This window comes from Pontibacter mucosus (assembly GCF_003054055.1).
Classification (GTDB): Bacteria; Bacteroidota; Bacteroidia; order Cytophagales; family Hymenobacteraceae; genus Pontibacter; species Pontibacter mucosus.
Genome location: NZ_QBKI01000004.1, coordinates 103,900 through 121,535 on the forward strand (window position 1 = coordinate 103,900; position 17,636 = coordinate 121,535).

15 protein-coding genes and 1 tRNA gene are annotated in these 17,636 nt (G+C 52.9%); 4 read left to right on the plus strand and 12 right to left on the minus strand.

Annotated elements, in window-relative coordinates:
- Positions 1-27: 27 nt before the first annotated feature.
- The 4 genes from C8N40_RS09075 to C8N40_RS09090 form a co-directional block, all read right to left on the minus strand.
- Positions 28-477 carry a MarR family winged helix-turn-helix transcriptional regulator gene (locus C8N40_RS09075; protein ID WP_092104831.1) on the minus strand — a complete coding sequence of 150 codons (450 nt, stop codon included), beginning with the start codon at positions 475-477 and terminating at the stop codon, positions 28-30.
- A gap of 414 nt (positions 478-891) precedes the next feature.
- Positions 892-973 (minus strand) — tRNA-Leu (locus tag C8N40_RS09080).
- Positions 974-1,181: 208 nt separating this feature from the next.
- Positions 1,182-1,628 (minus strand): hypothetical protein, encoded by a 447-nt coding sequence (locus C8N40_RS09085; RefSeq protein WP_146173540.1) that lies wholly within the window; start codon positions 1,626-1,628, stop codon positions 1,182-1,184.
- Positions 1,629-1,728: 100 nt separating this feature from the next.
- A complete protein-coding gene (locus C8N40_RS09090) occupies positions 1,729-2,490 on the minus strand; it encodes a ThuA domain-containing protein (protein ID WP_108211472.1) in 762 nt (253 codons plus the stop codon).
- Positions 2,491-2,916: 426 nt separating this feature from the next.
- Here C8N40_RS09090 and C8N40_RS09095 point away from each other — a divergent pair, with 426 nt between their 5' ends.
- Positions 2,917-5,649 carry a S8 family peptidase gene (locus C8N40_RS09095; RefSeq protein WP_108211473.1) on the plus strand — a complete coding sequence of 911 codons (2,733 nt, stop codon included), beginning with the start codon at positions 2,917-2,919 and terminating at the stop codon, positions 5,647-5,649.
- 75 nt (positions 5,650-5,724) lie between these two features.
- Here the strand turns inward: C8N40_RS09095 and C8N40_RS09100 are convergent, their stop codons facing one another.
- The 3 genes from C8N40_RS09100 to C8N40_RS09110 all read right to left on the minus strand — a co-directional run bounded on the left by C8N40_RS09100 (position 5,725) and on the right by C8N40_RS09110 (position 9,889).
- Positions 5,725-8,355, minus strand: coding sequence for a valine--tRNA ligase (locus C8N40_RS09100; RefSeq protein WP_108211474.1), 2,631 nt, complete (start codon positions 8,353-8,355; stop codon positions 5,725-5,727).
- 254 nt (positions 8,356-8,609) lie between these two features.
- The gene (locus C8N40_RS09105; protein ID WP_108211475.1) at positions 8,610-9,182 is read right to left on the minus strand and encodes a pentapeptide repeat-containing protein; all 573 of its coding nucleotides are present in this window, start codon (positions 9,180-9,182) and stop codon (positions 8,610-8,612) included.
- Positions 9,183-9,538: 356 nt separating this feature from the next.
- Positions 9,539-9,889: a 4Fe-4S binding protein gene (locus tag C8N40_RS09110; RefSeq protein WP_108211476.1), complete on the minus strand. Its 351-nt coding sequence runs from the start codon at positions 9,887-9,889 to the stop codon at positions 9,539-9,541.
- Between the two features lie 120 nt (positions 9,890-10,009).
- Here C8N40_RS09110 and C8N40_RS09115 point away from each other — a divergent pair, with 120 nt between their 5' ends.
- The 3 genes from C8N40_RS09115 to C8N40_RS09125 all read left to right on the plus strand — a co-directional run bounded on the left by C8N40_RS09115 (position 10,010) and on the right by C8N40_RS09125 (position 11,841).
- A complete protein-coding gene (locus tag C8N40_RS09115) occupies positions 10,010-11,020 on the plus strand; it encodes an acyl-CoA reductase (RefSeq protein WP_108211477.1) in 1,011 nt (336 codons plus the stop codon).
- Positions 11,021-11,102: 82 nt separating this feature from the next.
- Positions 11,103-11,402, plus strand: a complete 300-nt coding sequence (locus C8N40_RS09120; RefSeq protein ID WP_108211478.1) for a hypothetical protein — start codon at positions 11,103-11,105, stop codon at positions 11,400-11,402.
- Positions 11,403-11,538: 136 nt separating this feature from the next.
- On the plus strand, positions 11,539-11,841 hold the full coding sequence (locus C8N40_RS09125; RefSeq protein WP_245756298.1) for a hypothetical protein: 303 nt from the start codon (positions 11,539-11,541) through the stop codon (positions 11,839-11,841).
- A 100-nt stretch (positions 11,842-11,941) separates the two neighbouring features.
- On the opposite strand, the gene C8N40_RS09130 is transcribed toward C8N40_RS09125, so the two are convergent.
- The 5 genes from C8N40_RS09130 to C8N40_RS09150 all read right to left on the minus strand — a co-directional run bounded on the left by C8N40_RS09130 (position 11,942) and on the right by C8N40_RS09150 (position 17,503).
- On the minus strand, positions 11,942-12,799 hold the full coding sequence (locus tag C8N40_RS09130; RefSeq protein WP_108211479.1) for a nucleoside phosphorylase: 858 nt from the start codon (positions 12,797-12,799) through the stop codon (positions 11,942-11,944).
- A gap of 242 nt (positions 12,800-13,041) precedes the next feature.
- A complete protein-coding gene (trhO, locus tag C8N40_RS09135; protein WP_108211480.1) occupies positions 13,042-14,010 on the minus strand; it encodes an oxygen-dependent tRNA uridine(34) hydroxylase TrhO in 969 nt (322 codons plus the stop codon).
- A gap of 229 nt (positions 14,011-14,239) precedes the next feature.
- The gene (locus C8N40_RS09140; RefSeq protein WP_108211481.1) at positions 14,240-14,869 is read right to left on the minus strand and encodes a NeuD/PglB/VioB family sugar acetyltransferase; all 630 of its coding nucleotides are present in this window, start codon (positions 14,867-14,869) and stop codon (positions 14,240-14,242) included.
- 58 nt (positions 14,870-14,927) lie between these two features.
- Positions 14,928-16,223: a hypothetical protein gene (locus tag C8N40_RS09145; protein ID WP_146173541.1), complete on the minus strand. Its 1,296-nt coding sequence runs from the start codon at positions 16,221-16,223 to the stop codon at positions 14,928-14,930.
- A complete protein-coding gene (locus C8N40_RS09150) occupies positions 16,220-17,503 on the minus strand; it encodes a DUF2851 family protein (protein WP_108211483.1) in 1,284 nt (427 codons plus the stop codon). The genes C8N40_RS09145 and C8N40_RS09150 overlap by 4 nt, the downstream gene beginning before the upstream one ends.
- Between the last annotated feature and the right edge of the window lie 133 nt (positions 17,504-17,636).

Genomic DNA, 17,636 nt, shown 5'->3' on the forward strand with positions numbered 1-17,636 from the left:
TTTTGTCTTGGGTATGGTTAAACTGGTTTAGCTTCTTATTTTGTCGAGCAGGCTGTTCAGCTGCGTAGCCTCCTCTTCGGTAAGGTTCATAATACCAGTGCCTTTGCCTCCCTCCAGTCCATCCATTTGCTTCAACAGGTCCAGGCCCTTTTCCGTTATCATCACGTCCACCGTGCGGCGGTCAGCCGGGCATTGCTTGCGCGTTACCAACTCCTTGGCCTCCAGCCGGTCCACGATGCGCGAGGCGTTCGAGGTTTTATCCAGCATGCGCTCTATCAGCATGCTGATGGTAGCCGGCTTGGGGTGCTGCCCGCGCAAAATGCGCAATATGTTATACTGCGGCAACGTTATGCCAAAGGGTTTGAACAAAGCCGCCTGCGCCTGCTCCAGGTACCCGGCCGTGAACACCACGTTGATGTACGCCTTCTGGTACTCTGTCTTAAATACGCTCTGCTTAATCTCTTCTTCTATCTTCATATGCGGCATTTGCATCCGAATTAGCTGCAATAATAATGTACATACATTTAATGTACAAACATATCAACAGAAATAATTTCAGAAAGTTTCATTAAGCCCCTGATTTTCAAAAGAAATATAGAAAGTATAGCCCGGATCGCTTTTACTTTTAAATGCAAAAGAGATAGGCACAGGGGTAAAAAACTTTGGGGAGCGTTATACTTTCGTCAGCTTTCGGCAACCTGCTTGCCTTCAATGCGCCACGCAAAGTATAACTAGCCACAGTAAGTATAGTAAAGTTATATATTTATACTTCCTGTAACAACGCAACTTGTAAATGGTTTTATACTTTGTTGCCAGGCCCAAAGTATGACTTGAAATAAAGACTGGCTTAAAACAAAACAGGCTAACCGTTTCCGATTAGCCTGTTTTATGTGCGCAAGAAAGGACTCGAACCTTCACACCTTGCGGAACTGCCGCCTGAAGACAGCGCGTCTACCAATTTCGCCACTTGCGCATTTTGTTCCTCAACCGCGGTTAAGGATTGGTACTGCAAATATACTAAGCAGATTCATAAATGCAATACCCCTCGTGCCGGATATTTTTGTATATTTCTTTAGAAGCTCCTCCTCTCTCCTCCACAGCTAACTGATACGTTACTAGCTCAGCGACTTAGAGGAAGTACAAACTTAACGTAATCGGCACGCAAAGTATAGGAGCAGCAATCAACCGCCTTTGCTTACCTGCAGCTTCACGTTTTTACTGGTCTCCTGGGAATCGGAGCTTGGATAGGGCATCACATCCAGCAGGGTAATCTCATACTGCTGCCCGTCTACCTCCACGGTCTGGGTGTGCTTGTTGCGCATGGGATCCGGCCGGCAATCGCCGATGCAGAAGGTAATGGACTGTCCCTTTTTGTTGCGGCCCAGCACTTTTACCTTCACCACGGCATTGCCATACCACACGCACACTACATCTTTAGGACAACGGGAGTCGGTTACCTCCTCCACCTGCAGCCCCAGCAAGTCTGTTTCCGCACCGCTCACCTTCAGCACTTGTCCCTGCGTCATGGTAAAGGCCTCGTTCAGCTCGGCCGAGCGGGGAGACACATCCTCCTGGCACTGCGTCAGCAGCAGCAGCACAGCCAGCATAGCGTATAGGTAGTTCGTCATAGTTCGGGTTTATTCTTACCCGATAGAGCCCCAAACTATGGTAAAGGGTTGCATGAACCCCGAAATTCTGTTTAAAGGAGTAGCCGTTTATACTTCCGCACTACTCGCCCATGGCATAGCGGATGCCGCCCCACATATGGCGCAAAAAGAGCGTGTCACTGTAGCTTTCCTCGGTGTGGCCCAGGGCAGTATAAAAGGCGCGCCCACCATCGAATTCGTGGTACCAGGCAATCGGGTGGTTTTCTCCGTTCTCCCCGCCTTTGTAGCTGCTCTCGTCCAGGTTAGCCAGCACCTGCACCTTGGGGTTTATACTTTTAAAATTGTACCACTCGTCCGTATGCTCCCAGCGGTCGGGCAAATGGCTGGTGGAGAGGTGGTCTTTGTCCAGCACATCGATGGCCGCCTGCTGTACTTCCGGATGGCTTGTAAAGTATGCGCCTACCAGTTGGTTGTACCAGGGCCAGTCATACTCGGTGTCGCTGGCTGCGTGCACGCCGGCAAAGCCACCACCCGACTGGATATACTGCTTAAAAGCCTCCTGCTGGGCCTCGTCCAGCACGTCCTTGGTCGTGTTCAGGAACACCACGGCCGCATACTTTTTCAGTGAATCGGCGGTAAAGTATGCCGCATTCTCGGTGGTATCCACGGTCACGTTATGCTCCTGTCCCAGTTGCAGCAGCGCCGCCTTGCCTGCCGGTATGGACTTGTGCCGGAAACCAGCGGTCTTGGAAAACACCAGAATCCTTTTCTGCTGCTGTGCGCTCTCTGTGGCAGTTTCCTGCTCAGACGCTTCGGATGAACAGGACAAGGCGCCGCAGGTCAGCAGCACCAGCAAAGTATAAAGTATAGATTTGGTTTTCATGGTTGGTAGGCTGGTTATACTTTAAATATACTATATACCAGCCAAATACGAACGAGGCTTCTGAAAATTAATTTTGGCACTACCTGAAGACGTCTTCACAAAGACGAAACGAAATAATGCAATCAAACAACCAATTAGTACTAAATTTTACAAAATAACTTCTGCAATCCACCTTTCTATCAGAAGCATAACCACCACTTATGCAAATGTTATAACATCCTAAATAACAGCCACAAAAACATCGATTATGGGCAACAAAACCATAGTTGCTAAAGTATAATCCAATTATTCCTGCTACCGCAACTTCATAACCCAAGACTATACCCACAGTTATTTCAGCGCCTGCTGCCTTCAGGCAGTGCAATTCCTAATTTTCAGAATACCCTATTAAGCACAATTATATGTAACACCTTTAAACATCTCACCATGAAACAACTGATTACCTTCGTTGTAGCCCTCGTCATGCTGGCGGGTTCTGCATCGGCACAGGCAACCATCGACAAGGAGCTGAAACAGCTGCTGCAAACAACTCCCGGTTCGCTGGGGGTGGTGGTAGTTTTCCAGGGCGATGCAGCCCCTACTCCTGCCGACATTTCCCTCTTGCATTCTTTAGGCATCACCAAGGGAGTTACCTTCAAATCCTTACCGATGGCCGGCGTACTTGCCACTGCCTTACAGATCGAGCGACTGGCCAGCAACCCGGCTGTTAAATCGGTTTACCTGAACAAAAGGCTCACCTATTTTAACTATAACGGCACGCACCTGACCGGGGTGCAAAGGCTCCGGACCGACAAAGTAATGACCTCGCGCAACAGCGGCATGCCCGTATCGGGCAAGGGTGTAGGGGTGATGATCAACGACAGCGGCGTGGATGGCACCCACGATGATATCAAGCTTGGCACACACCTGGTACAGAACGTGATGGGATCCACCAACCTCAACAGCCTGGACAGCATGCTTCCGGTAACATGGCTGGAAAACGTACCGAACACTGACACTAACTCCGGCCACGGCACCCACTGCGCCGGCAGCGTGGGCGGCAACGGCGCCAAGTCCGGCGGCCTGTACGAGGGTGCTGCACCGGGCGCCCACCTCATTGGCTACGGCTCTGGCGCCGCGCTCTTCATTTTGGATGCTATCGGTGGCTACGACTATGCCCTCACGCACCAGTACGAGTATGACATCCGGGTGATCAGCAACTCCTGGGGCACCTCCGGCGACTTTGACCCAAACAACCCGGTGAACATTGCCTCCAAGAAGGCCTATGACCGCGGCATCGTCTCCGTGTTTGCCGCAGGCAACGAGGGCCCCGGCTCTGACACGCACAACCCGTACGCTATTGCACCATGGGTGATCTCGGTGGGTGCCGGCGACAAGTATGGCCGCCTGGCAGAGTTCTCCTCCAGAGGCGTGAAAGGAGAAGGTGGTGTTTTCAGCATGGACGGCGAGACCTGGACCTTCGAAAACCGGCCCACTATCGTAGCTCCCGGTGTGGACATCGTTTCGACCCGGGTACTGGGACCGGTCGCGTCCTTGGCTATACAGCAGGACATTGAGAACCTGGCGCCTGCCCACGTGCCCTTCTACACCCACATGAGCGGCACCTCGATGGCTACCCCACACGTGGCGGGCATTGTAGCCCTGATGCTGGAGGCCAACCCCTCGCTTTCGCCTGCGCAGGTAAAGGACATCCTTCAGAAAACGGCCACCAACATGCCAAACCGGGAATCCTGGGAAGTGGGTGCCGGGTATGTGAACGCTTATACCGCCGTAGACTATATTTTCAGGAACACTCCTTTCGGCACAGCCCTGAACCTGAACCGCAGGTTCAACAGCAGCATCAACACCTCCAAAGAGGTAGAGAACTTCACCATCGCCTACAACCCCTTGCTGACGGCCAACAACCAGATGCAGTTTTCAGTGGCAGAAGGCACCACGGGCATCGAAGCCAAAATCACCTCCGGTGGAGTGGCCGGTTTAACAGGCAACCCGGTCAACCTGATCCTCCTCGCACCAGATGGCACCCAGTACCGCTCCGGGATCCCCGTGCTGTTCGCCCTGACGTTCGATAGAGGCATGGCCGTGGCCAACCCTATGCCCGGCACCTGGACCCTGAAGATCGAGGGCCTGCAGGGCATCGCCTTGCCGGAAACGATCACGGGCTCCATCACCAGCATGCAGCTAACGGGCACAACCGGCCTGAACGATATTGTGGGGCACCCGGCGGAGGCCTCCATCAAGATGGCTGTGAGTGCACGACTGGCGGATGGCCTGGGGGGCGGCTATAAACCGGACGAACCCCTTAAGCGAATCCAGTTGGCTGATTACCTGCTGATGGGGCAGGCCGTGCGCCAGTACTTCCCCACCAACGGCGCCGTTTCCTTTCAGGATGTAAGCGGCAACGACCTGCTCCTGGCTGAGTCAGTTACGGCAAAAGGGGCTGCCCTGCGTGACCGCCTGCACAGCTACCAGGGCGTCATGCGAACGGATGGATCTGGCAAGTTTAACCCCAAAGGAAACGTAAACCGTGCTGAGTTGGCATACTCCCTTGTTCAAAGCCTGGGCTTGCAGGAAGAGGCGTTAAAGCGCAATGGCAAAACGGTTACTGTAACGGTAGACGGGAAAACCATCCCTGTAAAGGATGCCAAGGACATCCCTGCCGGTCTGGAAGGGTACGTGAGCGTGGCCCTGGACATGGGCCTGATCCACGCCTTCTACTCGGTAACGCAGGGGCCATTTGATCTGCTGCCGCAACTGCAGGCTACCTTTAAGCCGCTGCAGCATGTCACCCGCGCAGAATTTGCCGTGGTGGTTACCCGCACACACACCAACTGGGAGTCAGCTACGCAGCCTGTCGCTTCTACATCTAGCACATCAGCGTTAAAGGGCGAGCCAGCGCTGTGGGAAAAGAGCTTCTCCCATCCTAACCCGTTCCATGGGGTTACCACGATCAATTTCGGGGTGGAGAAAGACGCTTTTGTAAAGGTGGAGGTGTTTGACATTCTCGGCAATAAAATCCAGACACTCGTTGCCGAGAACAAGGCTGCCGGCAACCACAGGCTGCAGTTCGACGGCAGCAACCTGCCAGGCGGAACCTATATATATAAGGTGAATGCAGGCGGTAAAATCTCCTCAAACAGGATGATACTCCTGCACTAGGCAAGCGAAACAAAGTATAAAAAAACGGCTGCCCCAGATTGGAGCAGCCGTTTTTTTATACTTTATACTTTACGTTTACAGCGATGCCAGGCTTTGCTCAATGGCATGGATCTTCGCCTCCGCGTCGGCCTTTTTCTTACGCTCGTTGGCGATGACCGCTTCCGGGGCTCCGCTCACAAAACGCTCGTTGCTCAGCTTCTTATCCACCGATGCCAGGAAGCCTTTAGTATACTCCAGCTCCTTCTGCAGGCGCTCGCGCTCGGCAGCTACGTCAATGTTCCCTTCCATCGGGATGAAGAACTCATCCCCGGCCACGATGAAGCTGATGGCGCCCTCCACATTCTCCTGCACAAACCTGATCTCGCCGAGGTTAGCCAGCTTGCTTAAGATGCTGTGGAAAGGCTCATAGTTATCTTGGTTCATCACCTTGATGTACAGGTCGAGCTGCTTGGAGTTGGCGATGTTTTTGGAGTTGCGGATGTTGCGCACAGTACCTACCACGTTCAGCACGTTCTCCATCTTCTCGATGATGTCCTTATCGAACTTGTCTTTCTTCGGCCATGGCGCTACAATCAGGTACTCCTTCGGCTTACGCTCTTTCAGCTCGTGCCAGATCTCCTCGGTAATGAACGGCATAAACGGATGCAGCACCTTCAGCACTTTCTCCAGGATGGCCGTCGTCGCCTCCAGCGTCTGCTTGTCGATCGGTTGCTGGTAGGCTGGCTTGATCATCTCCAGGTAGCTGGAGCAGAAGTCGTCCCATACCAGTTTGTACACGGCCAGCAGCGCATCAGAAATACGGAACTTGCTGAAGTGGTCCTCGATCTGCACAAAGGCTTCGTTAAAGCGCGACTCGAACCACTTCACGGCCACCTCGTTCGGGAACGGCAGGCTCTCGTCCACCTCCCAGCCTTTAATCAGACGGAAGGCGTTCCAGATCTTGTTTGAGAAGTTACGGCCCTGCTCCACCAGCTTTTCGTCGAAGAGCAGGTCGTTACCGGCCGGCGAGCTGAACAGCATTCCCGCGCGAACGCCGTCGGCCCCGTATTGGTCGATCAAATCGAGTGGATCCGGGGAGTTGCCCAGCGATTTGGACATCTTGCGGCCCTGTGCATCGCGCACAATACCGGTCAGGTACACATTTTTGAACGGCAGCTCGTTGCGGAACTCGTAGCCGGCCATAATCATGCGGGCCACCCAGAAGAACAGGATCTCCGGGGCCGTTACCAGGTCGTTGGTCGGGTAATAGTATAGGACGTCCTTGTTGTCCGGGTCTTTGAAGCCGTCGAACACCGAGATCGGCCACAGCCAGGAGGAGAACCAGGTGTCCAGCACGTCTTCGTCCTGGCGTAAATCTGAAAGTTGCAGGTTGTCGTTGCCGCTCTCTTTGCGAGCTAGTTTCAGGGCTTCCTCTGCCGTGGCAGCCACTACGAAAGAACCGTCCGGCAGGTAATAAGCCGGTATCTGCTGGCCCCACCACAACTGGCGCGAGATACACCAGTCGTGCACGTTCTCCATCCAGGCGCGGTACATGTTTTTGAACTTAGGCGGGTGCAGGCGGATTTCATCGTTCATCACCGCCTCCAGCGCAGGCTTCGCCATTTTGTCCATCTTGCACCACCACTGCATCGACAGGCGCGGCTCAATTACAGCACCCGTACGCTCGGATGTCTGCAGCACGGAGGCATACTCCTCTATCTTCGCCAGCAAGTCAGCCTCTTTAAGATCTTTTACGATGTTACGGCGCGCTTCAAAGCGATCCTGACCCACGTACAGCTGCGCCTGCTCGTTCAGGGTGCCGTCGTTGTTCAGGATGTCGATGGTAGGCAGGCGGTGCTTCTGGCCCAGTTCGTAGTCGTTTAGGTCGTGAGCAGGGGTTACTTTCAGGGCGCCCGTACCGAATTCTATACTTACGTATTCATCCAGGATTACCGGAATCTCCTTGCCCAGCAGCGGAATGCGCACGCTCTTGCCATGCAGGTGCGTGTAGCGCTCGTCGTTCGGGTTCACGGCCACGGCCACGTCGGCCATAATGGTTTCCGGACGCGAGGTAGCCACGGTCAGGTATGTTTTCTCGGCCCCATCAGCTACCACCTCATACTTCAGGTGGTACATCTTGGCCATCGTGTCTTTCGGAATCACCTCTTCGTCGGAGAGGGCGGTCTGGCCCTGCGGGTCCCAGTTTACCATGCGTACGCCGCGGTAAATCTGGCCTTTGCGGTACAGGTCCACAAACACCTCGATAACGGCCGCGCTCAGGTCTTCCTCCATCGTGAAGCGGGTACGGTCCCAATCGCAGGAGGCGCCCAGTTTCTTGAGCTGCTCCAGGATAATGCCGCCATACTTCTCTTTCCACTCCCAGGCGTACTTCAGGAATTCCTCACGCGTCAGGTCGCTTTTGTTGATGCCTTTTTCCTTCAGCATAGCCACTACCTTCGCTTCCGTGGCAATGGAAGCGTGGTCGGTGCCCGGCACCCAGCAAGCCTCCTTGCCCTGCATACGCGCGCGCCGGATGAGCACATCCTGAATGGTGTTGTTGAGCATATGGCCCATGTGCAACACGCCCGTAACGTTGGGCGGCGGAATCACGATGGTGTAAGGTTCCTTGTTCGGATTTGGCTCGGAGTGGAAGAAGCCACGCTCCATCCAGCTGTCGTACCACTTTTTCTCTACTTCCTTGGGGTTATATTTCGTTGAGATTGACATCGTATACTTTCGTTTTTGCTTGTTGGGCGAAGAAGCAAAATTAGGGAATTTACCGTTAATTGTTTATTGCTAGTTGCTGATTGTCTAACCAGTGATGAAGAAGATTTTAAAGATTTGCAGGATTACCCCGTTTAACCCGCAGATTAACCTGGCTTTGTAAGCATAGTTACAATCCTTAAATCCTACACACGCTACAATACCGATGCAGTCAAAAATCCTGTAGCATCAGCCTAATCCCTCTTAATCACTGGTTGTCAGACGACTTGCAATTTATACTTGGTGAGCAGCCCTTGCAGCCCATAGCTGGAGAACTTCGCTTTTTTGAGGGTATTAGTCTCCGGGTCAATGTCAAAGTTGTAGGCCGTGGAGAAGTCAGCGCTGGCAAGATTAGTTCGGTTAAACACCGCCCGGTACAGGTCTGAATCCTCAAAAACAGCATGTGCCAGGTCGGCTCCGGAGAAGTCGGCGCCCTTTAGCGAAGTATGGGCAAACTTAGTTCGGGGCATTTTCCGGTTCTGGAAGGAAGTATAGTCGAGTACGCCATGTTCAAACCGCACCGTAAAGAGGCCCTCCTCGCAGGCACTGAAGCTCACCCCCGTCAGCTTGCACTCTTTGAAAATTACATCGTTCAAGGTCGTGTGGCTTAGGTTGAGCATGGCCAGGTTACAGCCGATAAAAGTGCAGTCGGTGAAGCGGTTGCGTGAGAAGTCTCCGTTCGAAAAGTCGCAGCTCTTGAAGGTGCACCTTTCAAATTCCCTGTTGTTGATGGGCTTGTTGGGGTATAGAACTTTTTCGAATGTTTTGCCCTCGTGTATGGCTCCTTCCATAATGTTATACTTTATAGCTCAGGTTTTGATGAACCCACCCCTAAGAGGTAGGGCTATTAGGTTCTACTGACAATGCCTCTAAATCATTTGTCATTCTGATAAGAAACTTGGTTGAAGGGAGGTTAAGCTTTTGCTACTTGCAACCAGGATCCTTTCAGGATGACAAATTAAAATTAAAGAGAAGGAAACCGACTTGCTCCAAGGAGGGGAATTATATTATATCTGTAGGAACTCCTTCCTTGGGCGAGCTGAAGTGGGTCTATACTTTGAAAGTAAGAAAATCGCCACTTGAGTTCATTAAACAAAAAAACCTGCCCATTACAGACAGGTTTTTATATGTTGCTGATGCTTTATACTTAAGCCTCCTGGTGCAACCAGGCTTTCTTGGCCAGCAGTTCTTCCTCTGTCTCGCGGTAATCCGGGTCGTCTACGCAGCAATCTACGGGGCAAACGGCAGCGCACTGCGGCTCCTCATGGAAGCCTGTACACTCGGTACACTTATCGGAAACAATGTAGTAGAACTCATCAGAAATGGGTGTCTGTGGCGCATCTCCAGGGATAATCTCACCCCCGTCAATCTCCACCTCCTTCAGTGCAGTACCGCCTCCCCACGTCCACTCCGCACCGCCTTCGTAAATGGCAGTGTTCGGGCACTCCGGCTCGCAGGCTCCGCAGTTAATGCACTCATCGGTTATCATGATAGCCATAGTCGTATCTCCTGTATATTTTTTATACTTTTGTACTTCGATTCAGTTTATACTTAGGAACAAAATTAGGAACAAACCCTATCCCTATCAAGTTTATTTTTAGCAGCCATACATTTTGCCATGACATTAGAGAACAGGATTGAAGCCTTTGTAGAACTCGGGAAGCAGTTGCAGCACCTTTCTCCCGAAGAGCGGCAGGCCTGGGCCTTCTCCGCCGCCTCCCGCAACCCCTGGTTTACAGAGGATAACGTATCCTGCGCTTTACAGGGCGTAGCTGTCATGCTGGAGGAGCAATACCTCCGTGAATGGCTGTACCCGTACCACTTCAAACAGGTTACACCTAAAAAGGTTGGCGTGGTGATGGCCGGTAATATCCCGATGGTGGGTTTCCACGATTTACTGTCGGTGCTGATGAGTGGGCACAACCTGCTGGCCAAGCTCAGTTCCAGCGACGACATGCTCATCAAGCGCCTGGTAAACATGCTCATCGCCATAGAGCCCGCCTTTGCTACCCGTATTGAGTTTGTGGATTTGCTGAAAGAGGCCGACGCGATTATCGCCACCGGCTCCGACAACACGGCCCGCTACTTTGAGTACTACTTTGCCAAGCGCCCGCACATCATCCGCAAGAACCGCACAAGTATAGGCGTGCTTACCGGCCATGAGGAACCGGACGACCTGCGTGCCCTGGGCGAGGATATTTTCCGCTACTACGGCCTGGGCTGCCGCAACGTGTCGAAGGTGCTGGTTCCGGTGGGTTATACTTTCGACAAGCTCTTTGAAGCCAACCAGCACCGCGCCAACCTGCTGGACCACCACAAATATCAGAACAACTACGACTACAACAAATCCATCCTGCTGGTAAACCGCGTGCCGCACTTCGACAACGGCTTTATGCTGGTGCAGCAGAGCGATAAACTGGTATCCCCTATATCAGTTCTGTTTTACGACACCTTTGCCTCCCTGGCAGACCTGCGCCACAAACTGGCCGAAGTGAAGGACAAGACGCAGGTGGTGGTGGCGGCACACGGCTGGCTGGAGGGCAGCATCCCGTTCGGGCAGGCGCAAATGCCCATGGTCTGGGATTATGCCGATGGCGTGGATACCCTAGCGTTTCTGCAGCGGCTGTAGCACCCTAAAAATCAGCGTTCAAACATTGCATATTTCCAAGCAATTTCTTACTTTAATCGACTAAACTTTAAAGAAACCGCACATGGAAAGTTATGTAAACACCATCCCGATGGTGGAGAAGGAGCTTATTCCTTCCCTCCGCTTCGGGCAAGAAGACGTTCTCACCGATCCTGAGGCCCGCAAGAAGCGCATGTGGGACCTGAACCGTGCCACTGCACTTGGCAATGTGTACCGGGGCAAGGTAGAGATTACCTTTCAGGCGGCCGACGGGGTGCAACGGCGCGTGGATACGACCGTTTGGGCCGTGGATGACCGGTTCATGACCCTGAAGGCCGGCTGCTCCATTCCTGTCACCTCTATTGTAGGTATCGAGTTCTTCTAAGCAAGAGCTGCCCCTGTTTCTAATACTGAGGCAAGTATGCGTATACTTGCTTTTTTTGCTGCTGTCTCACTTCTGTGTTTAAACTCAATTCCGGCATGGTATCTGCACTATATATCCCGAACCAAACGAGAAATATATGATGCAAGACACCAAGAACAACACACAACTAATCAGTAAAGAGCGCATTCCAACCTTAAAATTCAGCAAGAATGACGTGCTGCAGGATGCCGACGCGAAAAGCCGTCGCTACTACGCCGCCAACCGCGCCACCATCCTGGGCAACACTTACCGCAACAAGTCCATGATTACATTTAAGACCGCCTCCGGCGAGATTAAATGCGTGGAGGCTGCACTCTGGGGCTTCGACAAGGACTTTGTACTACTTAAATCCGGCATGTTTCTACCGCTGTGCGCTATCCTGGAAATTAATTACTGCTAAACCATGACACCACTCCCGCCCATACTTCCACCCAAGTATAAAGTATAGCAGCTTGCCCGGTAAACCTGAGCAAGCTGTTATTTTTTTGGCCGGTTTATACTTATATTCTATCCAGCACCTTCAGGATTAGCTCGTCGATTACCTGCTCGGCGTTGTCGGCAAACTGCTGCGTGATGCGGTTGGCCACAATGGCGTTTAGCGAGAGCATCTCGTGGCCCAGCAGGCGGCCCATGCTGTAGTAGCCGGCTGTTTCCATCTCGAAGTTGGTGAGCAGGTAATCGTTATGGCGGAAGTTGTGGTAAGTCTGCAGCAACTGCTGGTTACGCAGGCCTCCGCGCAGCACGCGGCCCTGCGGCGCGTAAAAGCCGGGGCAGGTAAGCGTGTTGCCTGGTATCATGTCAAAAGCGATTTTTTGGATGAGGCTTTGCGAACCATTTACCAGGTAGGGTTGAAAGTCCAGGCCCAGTTCCTGCTGTAATTTGGAAGTTATACTTTGCTCCTCCGCTGTCTGCTCCAGGGGGTAGAACTGCATGAGGGTATCCAGGCCGATGCTGGTATGCGAGGCCAGGTGGCTGCCCAGCGGCACCGACTCCTGCAGCGAACCTGAGGTACCGATGCGCACAATCTTCAGGCTTATTTTATCCTCATTCACCTCGCGGCTCTGGAAATCGATGTTCACCAGTGCGTCCAGCTCATTCATCAAAATGTCGATGTTATCGGTGCCCATGCCCGTGGAGATGACTGTAAGCCGCTTACCTTTGTAGTAGCCAGTGTGCGTGATAAACTCGCGCTTGGCCACCTCCACCTCCAGTTCATCGAAATGCCGGCTTACCTTGGCCACGCGCTCCGGGTCGCCTACGGTGATGATGGTGTCGGAAATATGCTCAGGCTGCAGGTTAAGGTGGTATACTGTGCCGTCCGGGTTGATGATTAGTTCTGATTCAGGAATGTAGGCCATGGTTCTTTTTTTTCCGTATCACGTAGCACGTATCATGTAGCACGACTGGGTTCTTCGACTAGATGACGAAAGACTACTTGACAAGGGGCTCAGGGAGCATTAAAGAAGGCCTGAGCGTCTTTTGTCATAAATCCTTTGTCAAAAGGTCGTGCTATGTGTGTCGTGGTACGTGATACGTAGTTTAAATAAACACGAAAAGCGTGGCCGTTTGGGCGCACGCTTTTCTGAGCTTTAGAGAATACTTATACTTGTACGTCAGTTTTCTTTTTGCGGTTAAATCCTTTTAACGGATTATAGCCATTCAACTCTTTTTGATAGTAACCGGTGCCGTCGTAAGGGCGTTTCTCAGGATGCTCCTTGCACTCTGATGAGCAGGCGCCATCCAGTTCCCAGCCACAGGCCTCGCAAATCGGCACGTGCAGGTTGCACACCGGGTTAGCGCAGTTCACCATGCGGTCGCTCTTGGTGCCGCACACGTGGCAGGTAGAAATAACGGTGGGGTTCACGGTGTTCACATCCACGGCCACGCGGTTATCGAACACATAGCACTTGCCTTCGAAATCCTCGCCGCCGGCTTCCATGCCATACTTGATGATGCCACCGTGCAGCTGGTACACGTCCTCAAAACCCTGCTCCAGCAGAAAGGCGCTGGCCTTCTCACACTTAATACCGCCGGTGCAGTAGGTCAGAATTTTCTTGTCTTTATACTTCTCCTTCAGCTCCTCTACCTTCTCCGGAAACTCGCGGAAGTTCTCAATGTCCAGCGTCACGGCATTTTTGAAGCGGCCCACGCTGTACTCGTAGTCGGAGCGTACGTCCAGTACCACCACATCCTCGCGGTCCTTCATTTCCTTAAACTCCTTCGGGGCCAGGTGCTTTCCGGTGCGGGCGTTCGGGTCGATGTGCAGCAGGCCGGAGTGCACAATCTCGGATTTGGTGCGCACATGCAGCTTGGCAAAAGCATGCTTGTCGGAGTAATCCACCTTAAAGTCGATTTTGGCAAAGCGCGGGTCAGCGTGCATGGCGGCCATATACTTCTCACAGTCTTCTTTCAGACCGGAAATGGTGCCGTTCAGGCCCTCTTTGGAAATGATGATGCGGCCGAGCAGGTTGAGCTCCAGGCAGAAAAGGTGGTGTTGCTCACGAAACGCCTCCGGGTCCTCGATGGGCGTGTAGCAATAGTACAGTAGTATGCTGTAGGGATTGTTCATAACTGCTTAGGTTCAACTAAGTGTTTGACTTTATTTTGGTTAATCGTTTTTCGTTATTCGTTATTCGAATGAGTTTTTACAGGATTAGAAGGTGAGCAGGATTATCTCTATTCCTTATTCACTCATCCGCTCACGCACTCATTCAAAATTTGCCACAAAAGTATAACCTGCCGCGCTGCTGCAAAATGACTTTTGTCAGTTCTGTAACAGCTTGGGCAAGTATAAAAGTTTACTTTACCGGGGCGGCCGGGTTGCCGAATACCGTGGCTTTGGCAGGCACGTCAGCTACGACCACCGAACCGGCGCCTACGCGGGCGTTCTTGCCGATTTTCACGCCAGACACCACCACAGCACCTGTTCCGATAAAGGCTCCGTCTTCTACCACCGCCTCAGCGTTGATGATTGCGCCGGCACCAATTTCTACGTTGTCACCAACCTCTGCTTTGGTATCCACCAGCGCGCGGGCGTGGATGATGTTGTTATCACCTACTTTGGCGTTGTTGCTGATGATAGCACCCGCGCCCACGAGGTTGCCGTGGCCCAGCCAGGCATTCTCCGACACCGCGCTGAAACGGTGAATGGCGTTCACCGGCACTGCCTTGTACTCTTCCTTCAGCAGTTTTACTAAGCCTTTGCGCGCGGCGGAGTCCTCTACGGCCACAAACACGTCGCACTTCTTGCCCACCAGTTTCAGGAACTCGTTGTCTTCGGTATTGCCCATCACCGCCACGTTGTTCACCTCTTCCTGTTGCAGTTTGTCGTCCAGGAAGCAGTACACCATCACGCTGTTGCTGTTAAAGATGTCCAGAGCGGTAGTACCCAGTTTTTGGGCACCCAATATGATTACCGGATTTTGCATAACTCAGTCTTAAATAAGGCGCAAAGGTACGAAAAAGCGAGGGAGTTTGAAAGTAGGTCTACGGGAGGCGCAACCGCTGTAGCAGCCGTTGGGCATATACATTCTGCAGCAGCAGGTACACCAGGAACGGCAGGTACACGATACGGTAACGACTTAGGGTGCCAAAGTTTGGAGTAGAGAGCCCGGTAACGCCGGCCATACCAAGTATAAACACGAGCAGCAGCACGTGCAGCAGCGTTACCTTTATACTTGCCTCTTTTCGGAAGGCAGAGGCTACGGCCATGCCTGTGAGGAGAAGCAGCAGCAGGTTCTCCAAGCCACTCAGCAAGTATAGCAGCCGCCAGGACTCCCCAATAAAAGGACGGTAAATGGAGCTCAGCGCCGCCTCGGGGTAATGCAGAAGCATACTTAGCAGGGTCGGCTCCAGGTCGTTGAGGTTGATGTGGGGCCTGTGCTGGGAGCGGCTCAACAGCGTGCTGTAGTTGCGCTCCAGGTTCCAAAGTATAAAATCGGGATTAAATACGGAGCGTTGCCACATCACTACCAGCACCACTACACCTGCCAAGGCCAGCAAGAGCAGCAACTGTACCGTGGGCGACTGCAGCGGCTTGATGTATACTTTCAGGCGTTGCACCAGCACGTAAGCCAGCAACAGCGGCAGCAGTAGCCCGGCATAAAACAGTTTTATTTTGATGAACACGTATACCTGTAGGGGCAACAACAGCCAGGCCCAGATGCTGAGTTTTTGCCCTTGCGCCAGCTGCAGCGCCGCTCCCACCACCCAGCACATGCTGCCAAACATCACCGGCTCCTTCATCACGCCCGTGCTCCAGAACACCACCGACGGGAAGAACAGAAAGGCCGCCACAGCCGCCGATTTATACTTTGGAAGTACGCGCGTAAGCACCGACACCAAGTATAAACTGCCCCAGAAACTGAAAAGCGACAGGTAGAGGTTGTTGAGGTAATAAGCCCCGGCGGTCAGCAGATTCAGCACGCTCAGCAGCTTGACAAAGTAAAAGGAGTTGGTAAAGTCCGGGAACCGGGAAAAAGGTAAGGAAGCGCGAAACGCCTCGCTCTCAAACTGGTTTAAGAACAAAAGCTTCAGGTAAGCCGATGGATTGAGTTGCCCATACTCGAGCAGCTGCAAACTGGCGGCGTGGTACACGTGGGTATCGCTGGGGGCGGCATAGCTGTAGCGGAAAACGGCAAAGGTAAGAGCTAAGAGCAGCTTCAGCACCAGCGCCGGCCAGAAGTATGGCCTGAGCTTTTGCGCCCACGCCTGCCGGTACAGCCACCAGACCAGGCCACCCAATATAAGCAGGTTAACGAGGTAGACGAGAAGGATGCTCACAGGGTGGCTTTACGTTGTTTCATGATTTTGTTGCCGACGGCGCAGCGCATACAGTTGACATGGGAGCAGTAGCGTTTGTACAGCCCCAGGGCTGCCTGGTTATCCGCCGCGGATTTGGCACGCCACCCCAGCTCCTCGTAGAGCCGCGTATACTTGTTACTCTCTTCCTTCAGCTGTTCCAGTAAATTTATGGCTTTCTCCAAATAGGCGCGCTCGCCGCTGTGGTTGGCGTAGGCGGCAAGTATAGGCACGGCCACGTTAACCACCAAATTCTGCGCGCTGCTTTTGCCCATCCCCTGAGTTATCGTTTTACTCTCCCGCCCCAACATGTAGTGCCGCTGCCAGTATGCCGACACCGTAGCTGCAAACAACTGCTGATACTTTTGGGTAGTATCCGTTTCGAGTATGTTGGTGAAGAAGGAAGGATGCTGGTGCAGCAAAGCCGCTAGCTGGGCTAGCCGTGCTGTGGGGAAGTTAGCCGGGCGCATGCGCAGAAAATTCCAGTGATGGCGCGGCAGAGGTTGTAGTTTATACTTGTGTTGCAAGAAAGTATACTCCCGCTGCAGCTGCTGTGAATATTCGTCTCCGGCATCAGCCAAAAAGCCAGCCTGCCCCAACAGCAGTGCCTCCAGTTGTAGCAGGTTGTGCTGATGCCGCCGCACCACGTGGAACGGCAGTGATTTGGCCACTAGCTCAAATGCCTGCTGGTTAATTTTAAAGCCGAAGCCGCGCAGCAAAGTATAAAAAGCCGCCTGCTCCCAATCGTTGCCGTAGCTCTGGTATACCTGCAGCACCTCCCCGCCTTTTTCCTCCAGTCGTTCTACCAGCGCCCGCTCCAGCATTAGCGCTTTGGTAATCTCCGGCACCTCCGGCCAAAAAGCCGCGCAGGGAATTGCGTGTTGTGCTTGCTGTAAAACTTCGTAGGTCTTTAGCAGGCGCAAATCTACCCGGTGCTGCAGTTCCAGCACGGGTACCAGTGTTCCATCTGTTCGCACAACCGGCACATCGGACTGCCAAACCACATGCAGCACTACCTGGTCATACTTGGGGTCGTGTTGGTGCTGGTGGCGGTGCCAGTCAGAGGCGTTCAGGTGCACCTCCACGCTGCCGGCCCACTCTACCTCCCCTATCCGAAGTATAGCTTCCCGGAAATCGGGGCCAGCATCGGTGTTATAAAAACCCACCCGCAGTACCTGCACCGGCTCACCGGCAGTGGTCGCCAAATCGGCCTTATCGAAATACTGATGTTGCCAGATGTAGTGCAGGAAGTCCTCTTTCATGGGCCGGGTTTATACTCAAGATGCGGAAAGTAACGTATAAAATCAACCAAAGTATAAACGCCTGCCCCATAGGTTCGGGAACAGGCGTTTATACTTTGCTATAGCTATACTTTGTTTTCGCTGCTTCTCTACT